Origin of the sequence: Kitasatospora sp. NPDC048296 (assembly GCF_043201815.1) — a bacterium.
Lineage (GTDB): Bacteria > Actinomycetota > Actinomycetes > Streptomycetales > Streptomycetaceae > Kitasatospora.
On record NZ_JBICZB010000117.1, the window covers coordinates 1 to 15,117 of the forward strand.

At 71.8% G+C, this 15,117-nt stretch carries 15 protein-coding genes; 8 read left to right on the top strand and 7 right to left on the bottom strand.

Annotated elements, in window-relative coordinates:
- Positions 1 to 480 precede the first annotated feature (480 nt).
- The 3 genes from ACGF12_RS36425 to ACGF12_RS36435 all read left to right on the top strand — a co-directional run bounded on the left by ACGF12_RS36425 (position 481) and on the right by ACGF12_RS36435 (position 3,064).
- On the top strand, positions 481 to 1,224 hold the full coding sequence (locus tag ACGF12_RS36425; protein WP_393040232.1) for an alpha/beta fold hydrolase: 744 nt from the start codon (positions 481 to 483) through the stop codon (positions 1,222 to 1,224).
- A gap of 99 nt (positions 1,225 to 1,323) precedes the next feature.
- Positions 1,324 to 2,250, top strand: a complete 927-nt coding sequence (locus ACGF12_RS36430) for a helix-turn-helix domain-containing protein (protein ID WP_393040235.1) — start codon at positions 1,324 to 1,326, stop codon at positions 2,248 to 2,250.
- Positions 2,251 to 2,314: 64 nt separating this feature from the next.
- Positions 2,315 to 3,064, top strand: a complete 750-nt coding sequence (locus ACGF12_RS36435; RefSeq protein ID WP_393040237.1) for a transposase — start codon at positions 2,315 to 2,317, stop codon at positions 3,062 to 3,064.
- A 32-nt stretch (positions 3,065 to 3,096) separates the two neighbouring features.
- Here the strand turns inward: ACGF12_RS36435 and ACGF12_RS36440 are convergent, their stop codons facing one another.
- Positions 3,097 to 3,219 (bottom strand): hypothetical protein, encoded by a 123-nt coding sequence (locus ACGF12_RS36440; protein WP_393040240.1) that lies wholly within the window; start codon positions 3,217 to 3,219, stop codon positions 3,097 to 3,099.
- A gap of 392 nt (positions 3,220 to 3,611) precedes the next feature.
- Here ACGF12_RS36440 and ACGF12_RS36445 point away from each other — a divergent pair, with 392 nt between their 5' ends.
- Together ACGF12_RS36445 and ACGF12_RS36450 are read left to right on the top strand one after the other, a co-directional pair.
- Positions 3,612 to 5,096 carry a carboxylesterase/lipase family protein gene (locus tag ACGF12_RS36445; RefSeq protein ID WP_393040243.1) on the top strand — a complete coding sequence of 495 codons (1,485 nt, stop codon included), beginning with the start codon at positions 3,612 to 3,614 and terminating at the stop codon, positions 5,094 to 5,096.
- Between the two features lie 75 nt (positions 5,097 to 5,171).
- Entirely contained in the window at positions 5,172 to 5,378 is a 207-nt protein-coding gene (locus ACGF12_RS36450) for a hypothetical protein (RefSeq protein ID WP_393040246.1), read from the top strand.
- A 194-nt stretch (positions 5,379 to 5,572) separates the two neighbouring features.
- Here the strand turns inward: ACGF12_RS36450 and ACGF12_RS36455 are convergent, their stop codons facing one another.
- Positions 5,573 to 6,346 carry an SDR family oxidoreductase gene (locus ACGF12_RS36455; protein WP_393040248.1) on the bottom strand — a complete coding sequence of 258 codons (774 nt, stop codon included), beginning with the start codon at positions 6,344 to 6,346 and terminating at the stop codon, positions 5,573 to 5,575.
- Between the two features lie 145 nt (positions 6,347 to 6,491).
- Here ACGF12_RS36455 and ACGF12_RS36460 point away from each other — a divergent pair, with 145 nt between their 5' ends.
- From ACGF12_RS36460 to ACGF12_RS36470, 3 genes are all read left to right on the top strand, one after another.
- The gene (locus ACGF12_RS36460) at positions 6,492 to 6,872 is read left to right on the top strand and encodes a hypothetical protein (protein WP_393040251.1); all 381 of its coding nucleotides are present in this window, start codon (positions 6,492 to 6,494) and stop codon (positions 6,870 to 6,872) included.
- Between the two features lie 111 nt (positions 6,873 to 6,983).
- Entirely contained in the window at positions 6,984 to 8,474 is a 1,491-nt protein-coding gene (locus ACGF12_RS36465) for an FAD-dependent monooxygenase (RefSeq protein WP_393040254.1), read from the top strand.
- A 567-nt stretch (positions 8,475 to 9,041) separates the two neighbouring features.
- Positions 9,042 to 9,812, top strand: a complete 771-nt coding sequence (locus ACGF12_RS36470; protein ID WP_393040257.1) for a maleylpyruvate isomerase N-terminal domain-containing protein — start codon at positions 9,042 to 9,044, stop codon at positions 9,810 to 9,812.
- Positions 9,813 to 10,206: 394 nt separating this feature from the next.
- Here the strand turns inward: ACGF12_RS36470 and ACGF12_RS36475 are convergent, their stop codons facing one another.
- From ACGF12_RS36475 to ACGF12_RS36495, 5 genes are all read right to left on the bottom strand, one after another.
- The gene (locus tag ACGF12_RS36475; RefSeq protein WP_393040260.1) at positions 10,207 to 11,463 is read right to left on the bottom strand and encodes an NAD(P)/FAD-dependent oxidoreductase; all 1,257 of its coding nucleotides are present in this window, start codon (positions 11,461 to 11,463) and stop codon (positions 10,207 to 10,209) included.
- 159 nt (positions 11,464 to 11,622) lie between these two features.
- Positions 11,623 to 12,054 (bottom strand): nuclear transport factor 2 family protein, encoded by a 432-nt coding sequence (locus tag ACGF12_RS36480; RefSeq protein WP_393040262.1) that lies wholly within the window; start codon positions 12,052 to 12,054, stop codon positions 11,623 to 11,625.
- Positions 12,055 to 12,061: 7 nt separating this feature from the next.
- Complete coding sequence (locus tag ACGF12_RS36485) at positions 12,062 to 12,865, bottom strand: MBL fold metallo-hydrolase (protein WP_393040265.1); 804 nt, start codon at positions 12,863 to 12,865, stop codon at positions 12,062 to 12,064.
- Between the two features lie 79 nt (positions 12,866 to 12,944).
- Positions 12,945 to 13,508, bottom strand: coding sequence for a hypothetical protein (locus tag ACGF12_RS36490; RefSeq protein ID WP_393040268.1), 564 nt, complete (start codon positions 13,506 to 13,508; stop codon positions 12,945 to 12,947).
- Positions 13,509 to 13,535: 27 nt separating this feature from the next.
- On the bottom strand, positions 13,536 to 14,816 hold the full coding sequence (locus tag ACGF12_RS36495) for an MFS transporter (protein ID WP_393040271.1): 1,281 nt from the start codon (positions 14,814 to 14,816) through the stop codon (positions 13,536 to 13,538).
- Positions 14,817 to 15,117 lie beyond the last annotated feature (301 nt).

Consider the following 15,117-nt stretch of genomic DNA (forward strand, 5'->3'; position numbering starts at 1 on the left):
AGGCACTTTCGGCCGTTCGCTCCGCCTGCAGCCCGATGACCTGCGCTTTCAGTCCACCAGGCCCTCCAGAACCCTCGAATTACGTCGAACCCGGGGAAGGCGTGCTACCGCCTCCCCGGAGGTAGGGCCAGCCCCCGTCCGTATCCGGTGGTCACCGCCACCGCGGCCGACCGTGCCCGCGAGCAGGCTGGAGGGTGTCAGAAGACGCTCGTAGCAGCGGACTTGCCGATGGCCGACACCAGGCGCTTCGGCGGTCCGCCCCTCGCGAAAGGCACTCCCGTGGCCGTCCCCACCTCACCTCGCCGCCGACTTCGGTCCGCCGCACTCGCCCTGGCCGGCGTCACGGTCGCAACCAGCGCCCTCGGTGCCTGCAACTCGACCGGGACACAGGCCGCACCCCCGGCCGCCGCGACGACGACCGCCACGACCGGAGCCTCCGCGACCGCGTCCACCTCGGCTGCCACGGAGCCGTCGCTCCGCATGATCACCAACGAGGGCCACAAGCTGGCGTTCTACGTCACCCCCGGCCGCCTCCCCGCCATCGTGCTGGATGCCGGCGGCGGCCTCGACTCGTCGTACTGGAACAAGGTCGCCCCCGTCCTCACCAAGAACACCGGCTCCGAGGTCATCACCTACGACCGCACCGGAGAAGGCAAGAGCGACGACGTCCCCGGGCCGTGGAAGGCCCAGAACGCCGCCGACGATCTCGCCGCAGGCCTCACCCAGCTCGCAGTCACGAAGGACGTCGTCCTCGTCTCCCACTCCCTCGCCGGCGAGATCGCGACCGCCTTCGTCCAGCAGCACCCGGACCGGATCGCCGGCGCGGTCCTGGTCGACGCCAACCTCCCGCAGTTCTTCACCAACAGCGAGACCGCCAAGCTCGTCGCCGCGAACGCACCCCAGATCGACGCGCTCAAGCAAGCGCCCCAGACCCGCGAGACCCGCCAACTCCTTGCCGAGGCAGACGACTACGGCCCCGTCCACAACGCCTACCACCAGCTGGTCTGGCCCCAGAGCATCCCGGCCACCGCGATCGTCTCCTCCCAGACCCCCTTCCCGACGCCCGACGACGCGCAGCTGTGGCACCAGGCCCAGCAGGACTTTGCCAACGCCGCACCCAACCGGCACCTCGTCACCGCCGAGAACAGCTCGCACGACATCCCCAACGACCGGCCGGACGTCGTCATCAGCGCCGTCCAGGACATGGTGAACAAGGTCCGGTAGCCGCACTCGCAGGCTTCGAGGCCGGCGGGACGGGCAGCGCCCTGGGTACTCCTGACGGGGGCAGGCAGCACGAGCACTGCCCGCCTGATACTCGGTCACATGAACGCCACAGCGCACGAGGGGTCCCGTCTCGGTGAGTTCCTGTCCACAAGGCGGGCGGGACTGACCCCGACCGACGTCGGTCTGCCTCAGTACGGCGACCGGCGGCGGGTTCGCGGGCTGCGCCGCGAAGAAGTGGCCCAACTGGCGGGCGTCAGCGAGGCCTACTACATCAGGCTGGAACAGGGGACCGCACTGAATGCCTCAGCGCAGGTGCTCGACGCGCTCGCCACAGCCCTGCTGCTGGACGACGCGGAGCGGCGCCACCTCCACAGTCTGTCCGGCAGCACCCGGCGCACCCGTCGCCGGCGCCTGCCGATCGAGCGAATCACCCCGGCGATGCGGCAGTTGATGGCCGCTTTCGCGGACGCGCCGGTGATCCTGCTGGGCTGGCGCTCCGACGTCCTGGCCTGGAACCACACGGGCCACGCCCTGTTCGCGGGACACCTGGACCCGGACAGTCCGAACCACCCGGCCCAGCGGCCCAACACCGCCAGGCTCGTCTTCCTCGATCCGCACACCCGGGAGCTCTACCCGGACTGGCCGAAGAAGGCCAGGGACGTCGTGGGCAAGCTGAGACTCGCCGTGGGCGACTACCCCGACGATCCGCGGCTGGCGGCACTGATCGGCGAACTGATCATGCGCAGCCCTGAGTTCGCTGCACTGTGGGCAGAACACCGGGTACGGGCCTGGGACCTGGCCCAGTACCGGATGCACCACCCCACCGTTGGCACCATGGATGTGCTGCAGCACTCGCTTGCGGTGCCCGGAGCCCAGGGCATTCGGCTGGTCGCGGTCACTGCCGAACCCGGTTCCGCATCGCAGACAGCCCTGCAACTGCTGGCCCAGACCACCCCCGGCCGCACCCCCGTTCCCACCTCGCAGAACGCACCACCGGCCGCCGACCGCTCACCCAGCACGGCATAGCCACCACGAGCCCACCAGCACCAGCCCGCCCCCACCCACAATCGACACGAAGGAAAGCACACCCATGACCATGTCCACGCTCTACACCACCGAAGCGATCTCGACCGGCGACGGCCGCAACGGCGAGGTCCGCACCGCCGACGGCGTCCTCGACGAACTCCTCGCCGTCCCCGAAGAGATGGGCGGCCCCGGTGGCGACCGGACCAACCCCGAACAGCTCTTCGTCCGAGCCCGAGGCCCGGGCAACCCCACGCGCCAGCACCGCAGGAACGAAGGCTTCGACCGGGACGACTTCCACATCGATTTCGACCGCCGACACGTCACCTGCCCGCAGGGCCAGGTCAGCCGGGGCTGGCACGGCCCCTACCCGACCTCCTCGCCCACCGCGGCACCCCTGATCGTGGCGCGGTTCACCAAGAGCCAGTGCCAGCCGTGTCCGGACCGCCCCCGGTGCACCAGTTCCCGTGCCCGGAGCGTGGGCTTCCCCCCGCGAGAACTCCGCGACCTGCAGGTCCGCGTCCGCACCGAGCAGCAGACGCCCGACTGGAAGGCCCGCTACGCGGTCCGCTCCGGCGTGGAGGGCACCATCAACGAGTTCGCCCACGGACACGACATGCGCCGCTGCCGCTACCGAGGACAGCCGAAAGCCCACCCGCAACACGTACTCACGGCCATCGCCGTGAACATCGAGCGACTCAGCGGCCGGCCATCAAGCGAGGAAGCCTCCTCGCCGAAACCGCCGACCGCATTCCAGACCTTCCTGGACCAGCAGGGAATCCCCCGGTCGAAGTCCTGGCGAACCCTCGGCAGCTGACCGCGACCAACAAGATCCCCGACAGAGTCAAGCTAGAGGGCGGCCAGCCGGTCGACGTCACCGACGGACGCCTCGGACAGCTCCGCGGTGACGGGAAGCGGTCGGGAATTCGGCGCGGGTCGGTAGGCCGCGTACGGCACTTCAGCATTCGGCATGTACTCCCTCACCCCCAGGTCACGCCTACGGCGTCCACCCGGCCCGCTCGGTGTACGCCGGCCGCCGTACCGCCGGACCCGGTGCCCGGAGTCGCCGTCGCGGAGAGTGGCCGCAGCCCGGCGTCCCGGTGGTCCGGGAGTGGCGTCGCCCGGCGCGCGATCGTAGGCTCGGAGGTGGCCCGAACGCTCGCGATCGTCCAGCGGAACGCCCTCCGCGAGGCCGCGGGGTCGGAGCGGATCCGCCGCTCGGTTCTGTCCGGTGAGTGTCGTGCCCTCATCGGAGTCCCCTGCCTTCCGGCGCGCGTCGCGAAACCCGTACCGCCTTCCCGGACCGTCCCGCCCCCTGGCCGCAGAGCCGGGGCGACCTCGCTCCGACCAAGAAGGTGAAACCCGTGATCGATCGTCCCGTGGTCGGCACCGAGTCCGGCCGTGTCCAGGGCGCCGTCGAGGACGGCGTCGCGGCCTTCCGCGGCATCCCCTACGCGGCCTCTCCAGTGGCCGAACTGCGCTTCGCCGCGCCCCAGCGGCCTCCGACGTGGTCGGGCGTGCGGGACGCCACCCACCCCGGCCCGGCCGCCCCTCAGGGGCCGAACCGGTTGGATCTGGTGATGGGGCACCGCAAGCCCGACTGGAACGAGGACGGCTGTCTCACCGTCAATGTGTGGACGACCCACCTGCCCCACCACGGGTCCGACCGGCGCCCCCGTCCGGTGCTGCTCTGGATCCACGGCGGTGGGTTCTCCACCGGATCCGCCGGTTGGGACTGGTACGACGGCCGGCACCTGGCCGCCGCTGGCGACATCGTGGTGATCTCCGCCAACTACCGCCTCGGCGCCCTCGGCTACATCTACCTCCCGGAGGCCGGCGTCGAGAACCTCGGTGTACAGGACCAGACGGCCGTCATTTCCTGGGTCCGCCGCAACATCGCCGCCTTCGGGGGAGACCCCGGCCGCCTCACCGTCGGAGGCCAGTCCGCCGGCGCGTACGCCGCCCTCTACCACGCCCTCTCCCCGGTCACCGGCCCGCTGTTCAAGCAGGTCATCACCCAGAGCGGCCTCTGGGCAGTGCCCCCTCAACGTCCCGAGGACGCGGTCGACCACGCCCGGCGCTACCTCGGCATCCTCGGCCTGGCAGGCAACCCGGATCCCGTCGCCGCGCTACGCGCCGTCCCGGTCGAGCAGCACATCGCCGCCTACCAGCAGCTCTTCCACGAGGTCTCCGTCCTGGGCGGCCTCGTTCCGGCGATGTACCCCGTCCTCGGCTCCTTCGGCATGCCCCGGGCGTGGAATCACGCACTGGCCGACGGACGCCTCGACGGCAAGCGACTCCTGATCGGGACGACCCGGGACGAGATGTCGGCGCTCTTCGCCCTCGACCCGGTCGTCCAGGCCTTGACCGCCGGTCAGGCCCGCGCGGTTGCCGGCAAACTGGCCGCCGACGGCGCCGAGCGCTTCGACCACGCCGCCGCCCTGCGCCCGGGCGCGACACCGGCCGAGATCCTCACCGAGGTCGACACCGACATCCAGTTCCGCGACGGCGCGCTCGCCATCGCGGACCACCACGCCGCAGCACGCAACCCTGTCCACCTCTACCAGTTCGACTACACGCCGGTACCCGACCCCGACCGACTGGGCACACCGCACACCGCCGACCTCCCGTTCTTCTTCAACCACCTCGACGCCTTTCTCGGCAGCCCCATGCTCGGCGAGCCAACCGCCGGGGCCCGCGTGCTCACCCGCGACTTCTCCCGTGCGGCCGGGACGTTCGTGGCCACCGGCCGACCCGCCGTGGACCACTGGCGTCCGTACGAGCCGGCGAACCCGGCGGCCATCCGGCACTTCGCGGCCGTCGGACGGCACTCGGAGGGCGACGGCTGACGCCCGGGTGAGGTTGAAAGTCAGGGCGGCCAGGGCCAGCCAGGCGGCGTTCGCCTGGAAGTTCCCGGAGGGGGCGTGCACGAAGGGCCCGTTCTTCAACTCGCAGATCACCTGTTCGACGACAGCGTGCCGGCGGTGGTCGGCTTCGGCCTCGACGAGCGTGAGCGTGGAGTCGGTGAACGCCGCGTGGCAGCGGTAGACGGTGAACAGCTCGCCCTGGCCCTGGGGTGCGGCATCGGGGTTGAGGCGTTCGACCCGGCGGACGATCAGACGTGCGGGTGACCCGCTGCTTCTTCGGCTTCGAGGTGAAGGCGGTGTACTCGACCTCGGCGATCTCGGCGTCGGAGATCCATCCTCCTCGTCGAAGATCCCCGGCATCATCACCGTCCCCTGCCCGCCCCCGAGCAGGGGAGGCCGTAATACCCGGGGCCCGGACCGCTGCCGGTCCGGGCCCCGTGATCTCCCCGTTCAGCGGGTCAGCTGGGCTGACCGGTGGGCATGATCGTGACCTGCTGGAGGTTCACCCGCGCCGGCAGCGCGGCCAGGAAACCGATGGTCTCGGCGATGTCCCGCGGCGTGAGGCACTCCATCGTCTCCTTGGCGCTCGCCAGCCACCGCAGCGCCACCTCGTCCGTCGCATGGTTCTGAATCTCGGTGTCGACGATGCCCGGCTCCAGCGCCGACACCCGTACCTTCTTCGTGCCCAGCTCCACCCGCAGATGACGCGAGAGGTGGCTGACGTACGCCTTGGTGGCGGCGTAGACGGCGAAGTGGGGGTAGATGTTCTGCGCCGCGATCGAGGAGGTGTTGATCAGATCGGCCACCCCGCGCTCGGCGGCGGCCTTCACCAACTGCGGGGTGAACGCCCCGATGACGTTCATCAGCCCGGTGATGTTGACATCGATCTCCCGCTGCCACTGATCGACGGCCGCCTCGATCGGGGCGGGCAGCCCAACCCCCGCGTTGTTGAACACCAGGTCGGCGGTGCCCAGTTCGGCCGCCACCCGGGCGGCGGCCGCGCGCACCGCCGCGGCATCGGTCACATCGACGGCCAGCGCCAGAGCGGTGCCGCCGCCGCGCTCGATCCGGGCGACCAGCCCGTCCAGTCGATCCGCGCGCCGGGCCAGCACGGCGACCCGAGCACCCAGGCGCGCCAAGTGCTCGGCCGAGGCCTCGCCGATACCGCTGGAGGCGCCGGTGACCACCGCCACGCGGCCGGTCAGGGGCTTGGCAAGGAGGTCCGTGGACATACGCCACACCGTCCGATCCGAATTCCGAAGGAAGCTCTCTCTGGGCACCTCCAGCACACCACCCCCGAGCCCCCGTCGAGCCGTTCCACCGGCCCGAGCGCGGACAGATATCGACAGAGGCACCCGGCCGGCCCACACCGGGGGCATGGACCGCAGCGGCGGGCTCGCCGACCACCTGTGCGCCGCCGGTGACGAGACCGTCCGCCAGGCGCTCGCCACCGGTCGGACCATCCGCCGCGGCCAAGGCCACTCGCTGCGGATCGCCGCTCCCGCCGCCGATACGGCCGGCCCGGCTGCGGCGGCCCACTCGACTTCCACCCGTCCGACATCGCCGTGCTCCTGCTGGCCAACTGCGGTCTGGTCACCGCGCTGCCCGACGGCGGCACGGCGGCTGGTGGCCTACCTCCTCGAGGCGTTCCGCATCAGGCCCGCCCGTGAAGCGCTCCCCCCGCCGAGCACCCTGCGCCTCGACGCGCTGCCGCTCGCGCCGACCGGCAACCCGCGTCGCGGTACGGCCGACGCCTGACCGGCCTGCTTCCCGGGCCCGACCGGGCGGGGTCGCCGGAAGGTCGTGCCCGCCCGGGGGCATGGTTCGCGGTCTCGGCGAGCGCGGCCTTCACGCACGGCCGATACTGGGATGGTGAACAGAAGGGGCGTGTCGGCCTGTGGTTCTTCGAACGAACACGGGGCACCGGCCGTGGACGTTCTGGTGGTCGGTGCCGGCCCGACCGGGCTCCTGCTCGCGGGTGATCTCGCCAGGTCCGGAGTCGATGTCACGGTGTTGGAGCGACGCGATCGAGAATCAAACCTGAGCCGCGCCTTCGGCGTTCATGCGCGAACCATGGAGCACCTCGACGCCCGAGGTCTGGCCGACGAACTGCTCCGGATCGGCACACCAGTCCGGGCGTGGCAGCCTTTCGGCCGTATCAGCATGGACTTCTCCGGGCTGCGAACACGCTTTCCTTTCATACTCATCACTCCTCAGTGGCAGGTCGAGCGGCTCCTGCTGTGCCGGGCCGAGGAAGCGGGCGCCACGATACGGCGCGGGGCGCGGGCCACAGACGTACGGCAGGACCCGGACGGCGTGGACGTGGACGTGAGCCATCCGGACGGCACCACGGCCACGCTCCGGGCCCGCTACGTGGTCGGCGCCGACGGAGCGAGCAGCACCGTCCGGCGCAGCCTGGGCATGCCGTTCCCCGGCAAGTCGGTGGTCAGCTCCGTCATGTTGGCCGATGTGCGGCTCGAACGCGAGCCGGCCCAGCTTCTCAACTACGCCTCGAACGACCAGGGTTTCACCTTTTTCGCGTCTTTCGGAGACGGCTGGTACCGGGTCCTCGGCTGGGACCGGCAACGGCAATTGCCCGACGATGCACCACTCTCATTGGCGGAAGTCCGGGACATCACGAAGCGAACCATCGGTGATGACCTCGGGATGCACGACTCTCGTTGGCTTTCCCGTTACCACAGCGACGAACGGCAGGTACCCCACTACCGGCAAGGGAGAGTGTTCCTCGCGGGCGACGCCGCGCACGTCCACTCGCCCGCCGGCGGCATGGGCATGAACACAGGGATGCAGGACGCGGCCAACCTCGGCTGGAAGTTGGCAGCCGTGCTGCACGGATGGGCCGGTGACGCACTGCTGGACAGCTACCACGCGGAGCGTCACCCGGTAGGGCGCATGGTCCTGCGCGTGAGCCACGCACTCCTCACGGCCGTCACCGCCCGGTCACCCGTTGTCCGTGCTGCGCGGAGATCGGTGCCAGCCATAGCGCAGCTCCGTGTCGGGAAGGCGCGCGCTGCACGTGGCATTTCGGGCATCGGGATCGCCTACCGTTCACCCCGGGGCTCTCATCCGCTCACCGGACGCCGGGTACCGGACCTGCGCCTCGCAGGGGAACCGGCTCGGCTGTACGAGGCGCTGCGTCAGGGCACGTTCGTCCTGGTGGGCCGCGATGTCGCCGACATCGCCGCGCCGTGGGCAGGGCGGGTGGTGACTGCCGCCCCGGCATCCGGCCTGCACAGCACCCTGCTGGTCCGGCCCGACGGCTACGCCGCTTGGGCGGCTGAGGACCCTGACCCGGACGAGGTGCGCAGGGCCCTGACGCGCTGGCGCGATCGCGGCTAGGGTGCGTTTCGAAAGGGCTGGTCACAGCCACTCGTTGATGGCTGCGACCAGCACCGTTGCCTCGTAGCGGACGGCGAGCTTGTCGCATCTCGTGGCGACCGCACGCTGGCGCTTGAGGCGGTTGATTCCGCACTCGACCGCGTGCCTCGCCTTGTGGTCCTCTGGCGGCGCGACCTGCAGATCCCCTCTTTGCGGGCACCGGCCGCAAGCTGGTGAACGCGAGCGATGGTCGAGACCACCGAGACGTCAGCACCTTCCCCACCCACCAAGCCGGTGCCGCAGGCCCGGCTCCCGGACCGACTGCTGGGCCGTCAGGCCCCGGCCCCCAGGTACCCACAGGTCGGCCGCAGGCCGCACCTGCTGCGCCGCCGTCCGGTCCGCCGGCCCCGTGCTCGTCGCCCGCCGCCGCGCTCTGGCCGCCGCCTGGCCTGCTTCGGCGGCCGGGATCCGGCGGCCGCCGCCGAGGTGCGCGCCCGGCTCGGCCCGCCGCCCCGCCGCGGTTCTTCGGTTCGTCCGGTCAGCCGTCTCATGGTTTGACGGTCGAATCGGTCGGGATACCGATGGTGCATGATCTCCCCTCATGCCAGAGACACCCTGCCGGAACTGGTGCCCTTCGTCCGGGCTGTGCAGGGACGAAGGCCCGACGACGGTACGTGGTGTGAGGCGTGGACGGTGCGTGATGTGCTGGCTCACCAAGCGGCGAATGCCGAGGAACTGGCCCGGGTCCTCCAGGCGGTCCTCGATGGATCGCCGGTGGAGACCCGGGGCTTCGACCGTGAGGCTCCGTTCCGGCGGATGTCCGACTCGGAGCTGTGGTCGGCCTTCGTCGCCAGGTGTGAACGACTGGCGGAGATCACCGCGGCCGCCGAGAGTGACCTGTCGCCGGAGACCGAGGTGATGTGGATCGGCCGTACCGTGACGGTGCCCTTCTTCGCCGAGCACATGCGCGAAGAGCTGATCCTGCACCGATGGGACCTCACCGGCGATGACCGCACGGCCCTGCAAGCACTCAACGAGCCGTGGATGACCGCGCACAGCGTGGTGTCCGTCGGCCGGCCGCTGTTGGTCCGGGGCTCGGCCGGTCTGGATCTCGGCCCGGAAGGACGGGTCGAGGGCCGCCTACGCACTCCGGGCACGGACGACGTCGTGGTGTCCGCCGATGCCGACGGCACCGGCATCCGGCTCGCGGCCCCGGAGGGTCCGGCCACGATCGAGAGCGATGCGGCTGTGCGGGTCCTGCTGCTGTGGGGCAGGCGCCCGGCGGACCCATCGCGCTGGCACAGCGCCGCCGGGCCGGAGGTCCTGCGCAGGGTACGGACCTTGCTGAGCGGATACTGAACTCCGAAGTCCGGAACCCTCCCTCACCTTCGGGACTTCTGGGAACGGCGCATGGACTATCTGGAGCGCGACCTGGAGATCCGGTACCTCACGATGCACAGCCCGTACGAGGCGCGGGGTATCGCGCGTACCCGCTGACCCGCGCCCTCGCCGATCATCATGTCGAGCCGGTTGAAGGCCGCCACCCTGTAGGCCGGGGGCAGGCCGGCCCCGATCTCCCGCAACCGGACGACCACGTCCACCGTTCGTCGGCCACGCCGCACCGGGCATGGATTACCGTGACTGGACGGATACAGCAGAGCCCCCGGAGACGCTTGGCGATGTTACTCCGGGGGCTTTGCGTTGCCATCGGCGTGCGATCTCAGGTCGCGCGGCGGCGGGTATTCGTCCTCGCTCACACTTCCCCGAGGGGAACGCCCGGGTCGGCCAGCCGGTCGGCGTCCACCACCCGCCCCGAGCGGACCAGTTCGCGGATCGGGTCGGTGACGTCCCAGACGTTGACGTTCATCCCCGCGAGTACCCGGCCGCCGGACAGCCAGAACGCGATGAACTCGCGGGTGGCCGGGGCGCCGCGGAACACCACCCGGTCGTAGCCGCCCGGCTCGACGTAGCCGACGTACTCCATTCCCAGGTCGTACTGGTCGGTGAAGAAGTACGGCACCCGGTCGTAGACCGCGTCCGAGCGCCCGATCATCGCCCGGGCGGCGGTCTGCGGCTGGTTGAGGGCGTTGGCCCAGTGCTCGACCCGGACGTGCCGCTCGAACAGCGGGTGGAAGGCGTTGGCGACGTCGCCGGCCGCGTAGACGTCCGGATCGGAGGTGCGCAGGTGCTGGTCGGTCTTGATGCCGTTGTCGACCTCCAGCCCGGCCGCCTCGGCGAGCCCGGCGGCGGGGACGATGCCGATGCCGATCACCACCGCGTCGGCGGCCACCTCGGTGCCGTCGCCGAGCCTCACGCCGCTCACCGTGCCGTCGGCACCGGTAAGTTCGGTGACCTGGACGCCGAAGCGCAGGTCCACGCCGTGGTCGCGGTGCAGGTCGGCGAAGACCTGGGCGACCTCCCGGCCCAGTACCCGCAGCAGCGGCAGCTCCAGTGCCTCCAGGACGGTCACCTCGGCGCCCGCCGTGCGGGCGGCGGCCGCCACCTCCAGGCCGATCCAGCCCGCGCCGATCACCGCGATCCGGGCGCCCGGTCGCAGCGCCTCCTTGATCCGGTCACTGTCCTCGACCCGGCGCAGGTAGAGCACGCCGTCCTGGTCCGCGCCGGGCACCGGCAGCCGGCGCGGCACCGAGCCGGTGGTCAGCAACAGCTTCGCGTACTCCACCCGGCCGTCGTCGGTGAGCGTCACGGTGTGCCCGGCCGGGTCGATGGCGGCCACCGCCGTGCCCAGGCGCAGCGTGACGTCGTGCTCGGCGTACCACTGCGGCGGGTGGACGTAGATCTTCTCCCGGGACTCCTTGCCGAGCAGGTAGCCCTTGGACAGCGGCGGCCGCTCGTACGGCCGCTCGTGCTCGTCTCCGATCAGGACGATGCCGCCCCGGTACCCGGCCTCGCGCAGCGCCTCGGCCGCCTTGGCGCCACCCAGGGACGCCCCGACGATCACGATCGGACGCTCCCGCCCCTGTCCCGCTCCGGTTTCCGTGCCCGCCATGCTCAACTCCTCGCTCTCCGCCGCAGATCAGGCCCCAGCGTGTCGCCGTACGGGTGGCGTGTCGAGACCGCGACGGGCGCGCCGCGCCACGCTCGCCCGTTCGGGTGAATGAGCGGTGCTGCGGCCGAACGTGCGGTCCTGGCGGCCGAACGCGCCGCGCTACGGCGTCATCGCCTCCCTGACCAGGGCGGTGTCGGTGAACTGTTCGAAGCGGACGATCCGGCCGCCGCGCACGGTGAAGTGGTGGGCCACCCGGACCGCGAGCGGCTTTCCGGTGGCCTTGTGGACGGCCGTGTAGCGGGCCAGGACCACCACGTTCTCGCCGTCCACCACATAGGTGTCGTCGTGCGCCGTCCAGTCGTCCCACTCGGCGGACAGGCGCTCCATGACGCCGGCGGTGACGCCCTTCGGGGTGCGGTAGGTGCCGGCCAGCGGGAAGCCGGCCATCTCGGTCCACTCGACGTCCTCGGCGAGGGTGGTGCGCAGCGCGGACAGGTCGCCCCGGGCGGAGGCCAGGTACTGGCGGCGGACCACGTCGGCGGGGGCGGCGGACTCGGCGAAGGTGGCGACGTCCCGGGGGATCTCGATCATCGCGCGCTCAACCCCAGGCCATCTCGCCCATGGCGACCTTGGTGCCGATGTCGACCGCGATCCTCAGCCCGAGCTGCGGGAAGCGCTGCTCCAGCGCCTCCTTGGCGGCGGCCGCGTCCGCCGCCCGGCCCAGCTCGGTCTCGAAGGCGCGCAGGTAGGCGCGGGTGTGGTCGAGCGCGTTCAGGTCGGTGGGCGCGTCGGCGATCCGGTGGCCGGCCGCCACCCAGGTCGGCTGGAGCGCCTCGATGCCGTCCACCAGGTCGATCCAGGCGGCGCGCTGGGCGGAAGTGGGGGTGTCGGCCGTCCACACGTGCAGGCCCTCGAAGAGCAGCACCCCGCCGAGCACCGCGCGGTGGTGGTGCTGCCACAGGTAGTGCCGGTCGGGCAGGTGAAAGTCGGAACCGCGCAGCTCGAACCGGTGCCCCTCGAAGACGAGCTCGTCCCCGGGCAGCACCTCGGGCCGGACCAGCCGGGTGGGCAGCTCGGGGCCGAGGTGGGACCAGGCGCGCAGCTTGGCGTCGAAGGTCTCCTGGATGTGCTCCACGGTCGAGGAGCTGGCCAGGAAACGGGCCTGCGGGAAGGCGTCCTGGACCTCCTGGGCGCCGAAGTAGAAGTCCGGGTCGCCGTGGCTGATGAAGACGGTGGTCAGCCGCTTGCCGCTGGCGCGCACCCGCTCGACCAGGCGGCGCCCGTCGGAGCGGGTGAACCCGGCATCCACCAGCAGGGCGTTGTTCGGACCGGTGACCAGGACGGAGGTCTTGTTGAGCGAGCTGTCGGGGCTGTCGATGATCTCGAAGTCGAGGGCACTCATGCGTCGCGCTGTCCTTCCTCGGGCCGGGCACGCCTCGCCGCCAGCATCCGTGCTGGCGGCGGCGTCCGCATCCGGAAGGTCAGTGCCGGGTCCAGAGCGTGAGGTCGCTGCTGGTGGCCACGGCGAGGGTCCGGCCGGTGGGGGAGAACCCGGCGACCCGCAACTCGGACCAGTAGGCGTGGAAGACGTGCCACCAGGCCGTGCCGTGCTCGCCGCTCCAGGGGCCGGCCGTCAGCAGGACGCGGTGGCTCGGCCACTCCGGGGAGATCACCTCGACGCCCCAGCCGCCCGCCGCACTGTTGTGCAGGCCGCCGCCCCACATCCCGGCCACCGGGATCCGGACGTCCGCGACCGGGCCGATGCCGGGGCAGGAGAGGTCCGCGCCGTCCGGGTCCTCCTCCGGGTCGTACTCGCGCTCCAGCTTCTCGCCCGTCACCGCGTCGAACAGGCCGTGCCCGCTGCTGGAGACCGTCAGCACCAGGTCGTGCCCGGTCTCCGGGTGGACGGCGAACCCGATGCCCTGCAGCGCGCCGACCGGGATCAGGCCCCGGCCGACGGGCCGCCAGGGCCTCGGCGGGGCCGTCACCTCGGTGGCGGCGGTGATCCGGTCGTGGAGCTGCTGCTGGAAGGGGGTCAGGGCCATGGTGATGATCATCCCAGTCGGCCCGGGCTACTCGGACTCGGCCGGCGCGAGCCGCAGCACCGCCAGCGCCCCGACCGCCGTGGTCGCCGCCAGGCAGACCCACAGCAACCCGGGCCCGGCGGCCAGCAGCGTCGTCAGCGCCGCCGGCGCCGCCGCCCGGCCGACCCCGCTGGACAGCTCCCAGCGCGCCAGCGCCCGCCCGAGCAGGTGCGGCGGCGCGGACGCCGTCACCAGGGCCGTACCCGAGCCGGTGTAGAGGATCTCGCCCAGCGTGTACAGCACCGCCACCGCCGCGATGCCCACCGCGCCCGAGGTGCCGCCCAGCGACCCGGCCGCCCAGAAGCCCAGGTACGACACGCTCAGCGCCGCCCCCGCGGCAGCCAGCACGGCCCGCCGCGAACGCTTCGCCAACCGCAGCACGATGGCCAGCTGCAACGCGATCACCAGCACCGTGTTGCCCACGAACACGCCCGAGGACCACGCCGCGGAGGTGTGCAGATGCAGCACCAGCAGCGCGGGCAGTGCCACCTCCAACACGTCGAAGCAGAACGCGTACGGGAGGTTGGCGAGGCTCAGCAGGTTGATCCGGCGCAGCGGTTCGTGCCGTTCCCGCGGACTCACCCGGTGGGCCTTGTGCGGCGCGCGTACCCGCAGCGACCCCACCAGCGCGGCGGCGACCAGGCAGGCCACGCCCGTCACCCCGGCCAGCAGGCGGATCGCGCCAGCCCCGCCGGCCACCGCGACGGTGGCCAGCAGCGCGCCCGCGCCCAGGCCCGCGTTGCGCACCGACTTGCCGGCGGCGAGCGCGGCGTCCCGCAGCCGTCCCTCGGTCAGGGTGCTCACCACGGCGGCGTGGGTGGTCGGCCAGGACTGGCTGCCCACCCCGAACAGCACCGCCGCAGCGGTGAACAGCGGCAGCCCGTCGGCCGCGAGCAGGGTGAGCGCGCCCGCCGACCGCAGCACCAGCGTGACGGCGGCGGGCAGGGTCCGGGCGCCGCTGTCGATCCAGCGGCCGGTCAGCGGCACCACCAGCAGGCCGACCACCATCCCGGCCGACAGCGCCAACCCGACCGCCCCGGCGTGCAGGTGCAGCACCCCGACGCCGTACAGCAGCAGGAACGGGCGCAGCATGCCGCCGCCCACCGCGTCCACGGCGAGCGCCGCCGCGTACCGGGGGCCGCCGGCGGCGGTCAGCAGGCTCAGCAGCGTGGACGGGTTCCGACGGCCGGCGCCGATCGGTGCGGCGGGCGGCTCGCCGTTGCGGACGGCGGCGTGGTCATGGACGGACTTCTCCTGGATCAGGCTCATGGCCGGTACCGTCCGCCCGGTTCGGGCCCGGTGGCACGTGGATTGACGGTTCACGTCAATCGGCGGCGGCCGGGGTTCGAGGGGGTGGCAGGATCCTGCACGTGAACGAGCGAAGCGAGCGAACCGTCAAGAGGCGCGTTGTGGCGAGTGCCTCCGCCGCGTGGTGGGGGTACCCCCGGCCGGAGGCTGGGGGAGAGGTGGGCGCGTGAGTTTCCTGAGTCAACCCCTATGCCGCCAGAGTCGCCTCGGGAGCCGTTTTGATCTTGTTGTTGGTCTGGTGGGTGACGGGGTCGTAGCAGGT

Coding starts and splice junctions, on each gene's coding strand:
- ACGF12_RS36425 (WP_393040232.1), top strand. CDS start 481: ATGATCACCAACGAGGGCCACAAGCTGGCGTTCTACGTCACCCCCGGC.
- ACGF12_RS36430 (WP_393040235.1), top strand. CDS start 1,324: ATGAACGCCACAGCGCACGAGGGGTCCCGTCTCGGTGAGTTCCTGTCC.
- ACGF12_RS36435 (WP_393040237.1), top strand. CDS start 2,315: ATGACCATGTCCACGCTCTACACCACCGAAGCGATCTCGACCGGCGAC.
- ACGF12_RS36440 (WP_393040240.1), bottom strand. CDS start 3,219: ATGCCGAATGCTGAAGTGCCGTACGCGGCCTACCGACCCGCGCCGAAT.
- ACGF12_RS36455 (WP_393040248.1), bottom strand. CDS start 6,346: ATGTCCACGGACCTCCTTGCCAAGCCCCTGACCGGCCGCGTGGCGGTG.
- ACGF12_RS36460 (WP_393040251.1), top strand. CDS start 6,492: ATGGACCGCAGCGGCGGGCTCGCCGACCACCTGTGCGCCGCCGGTGAC.
- ACGF12_RS36465 (WP_393040254.1), top strand. CDS start 6,984: ATGGTGAACAGAAGGGGCGTGTCGGCCTGTGGTTCTTCGAACGAACAC.
- ACGF12_RS36470 (WP_393040257.1), top strand. CDS start 9,042: ATGATCTCCCCTCATGCCAGAGACACCCTGCCGGAACTGGTGCCCTTC.
- ACGF12_RS36475 (WP_393040260.1), bottom strand. CDS start 11,463: ATGGCGGGCACGGAAACCGGAGCGGGACAGGGGCGGGAGCGTCCGATC.
- ACGF12_RS36480 (WP_393040262.1), bottom strand. CDS start 12,054: ATGATCGAGATCCCCCGGGACGTCGCCACCTTCGCCGAGTCCGCCGCC.
- ACGF12_RS36485 (WP_393040265.1), bottom strand. CDS start 12,865: ATGAGTGCCCTCGACTTCGAGATCATCGACAGCCCCGACAGCTCGCTC.
- ACGF12_RS36490 (WP_393040268.1), bottom strand. CDS start 13,508: ATGGCCCTGACCCCCTTCCAGCAGCAGCTCCACGACCGGATCACCGCC.
- ACGF12_RS36495 (WP_393040271.1), bottom strand. CDS start 14,816: ATGAGCCTGATCCAGGAGAAGTCCGTCCATGACCACGCCGCCGTCCGC.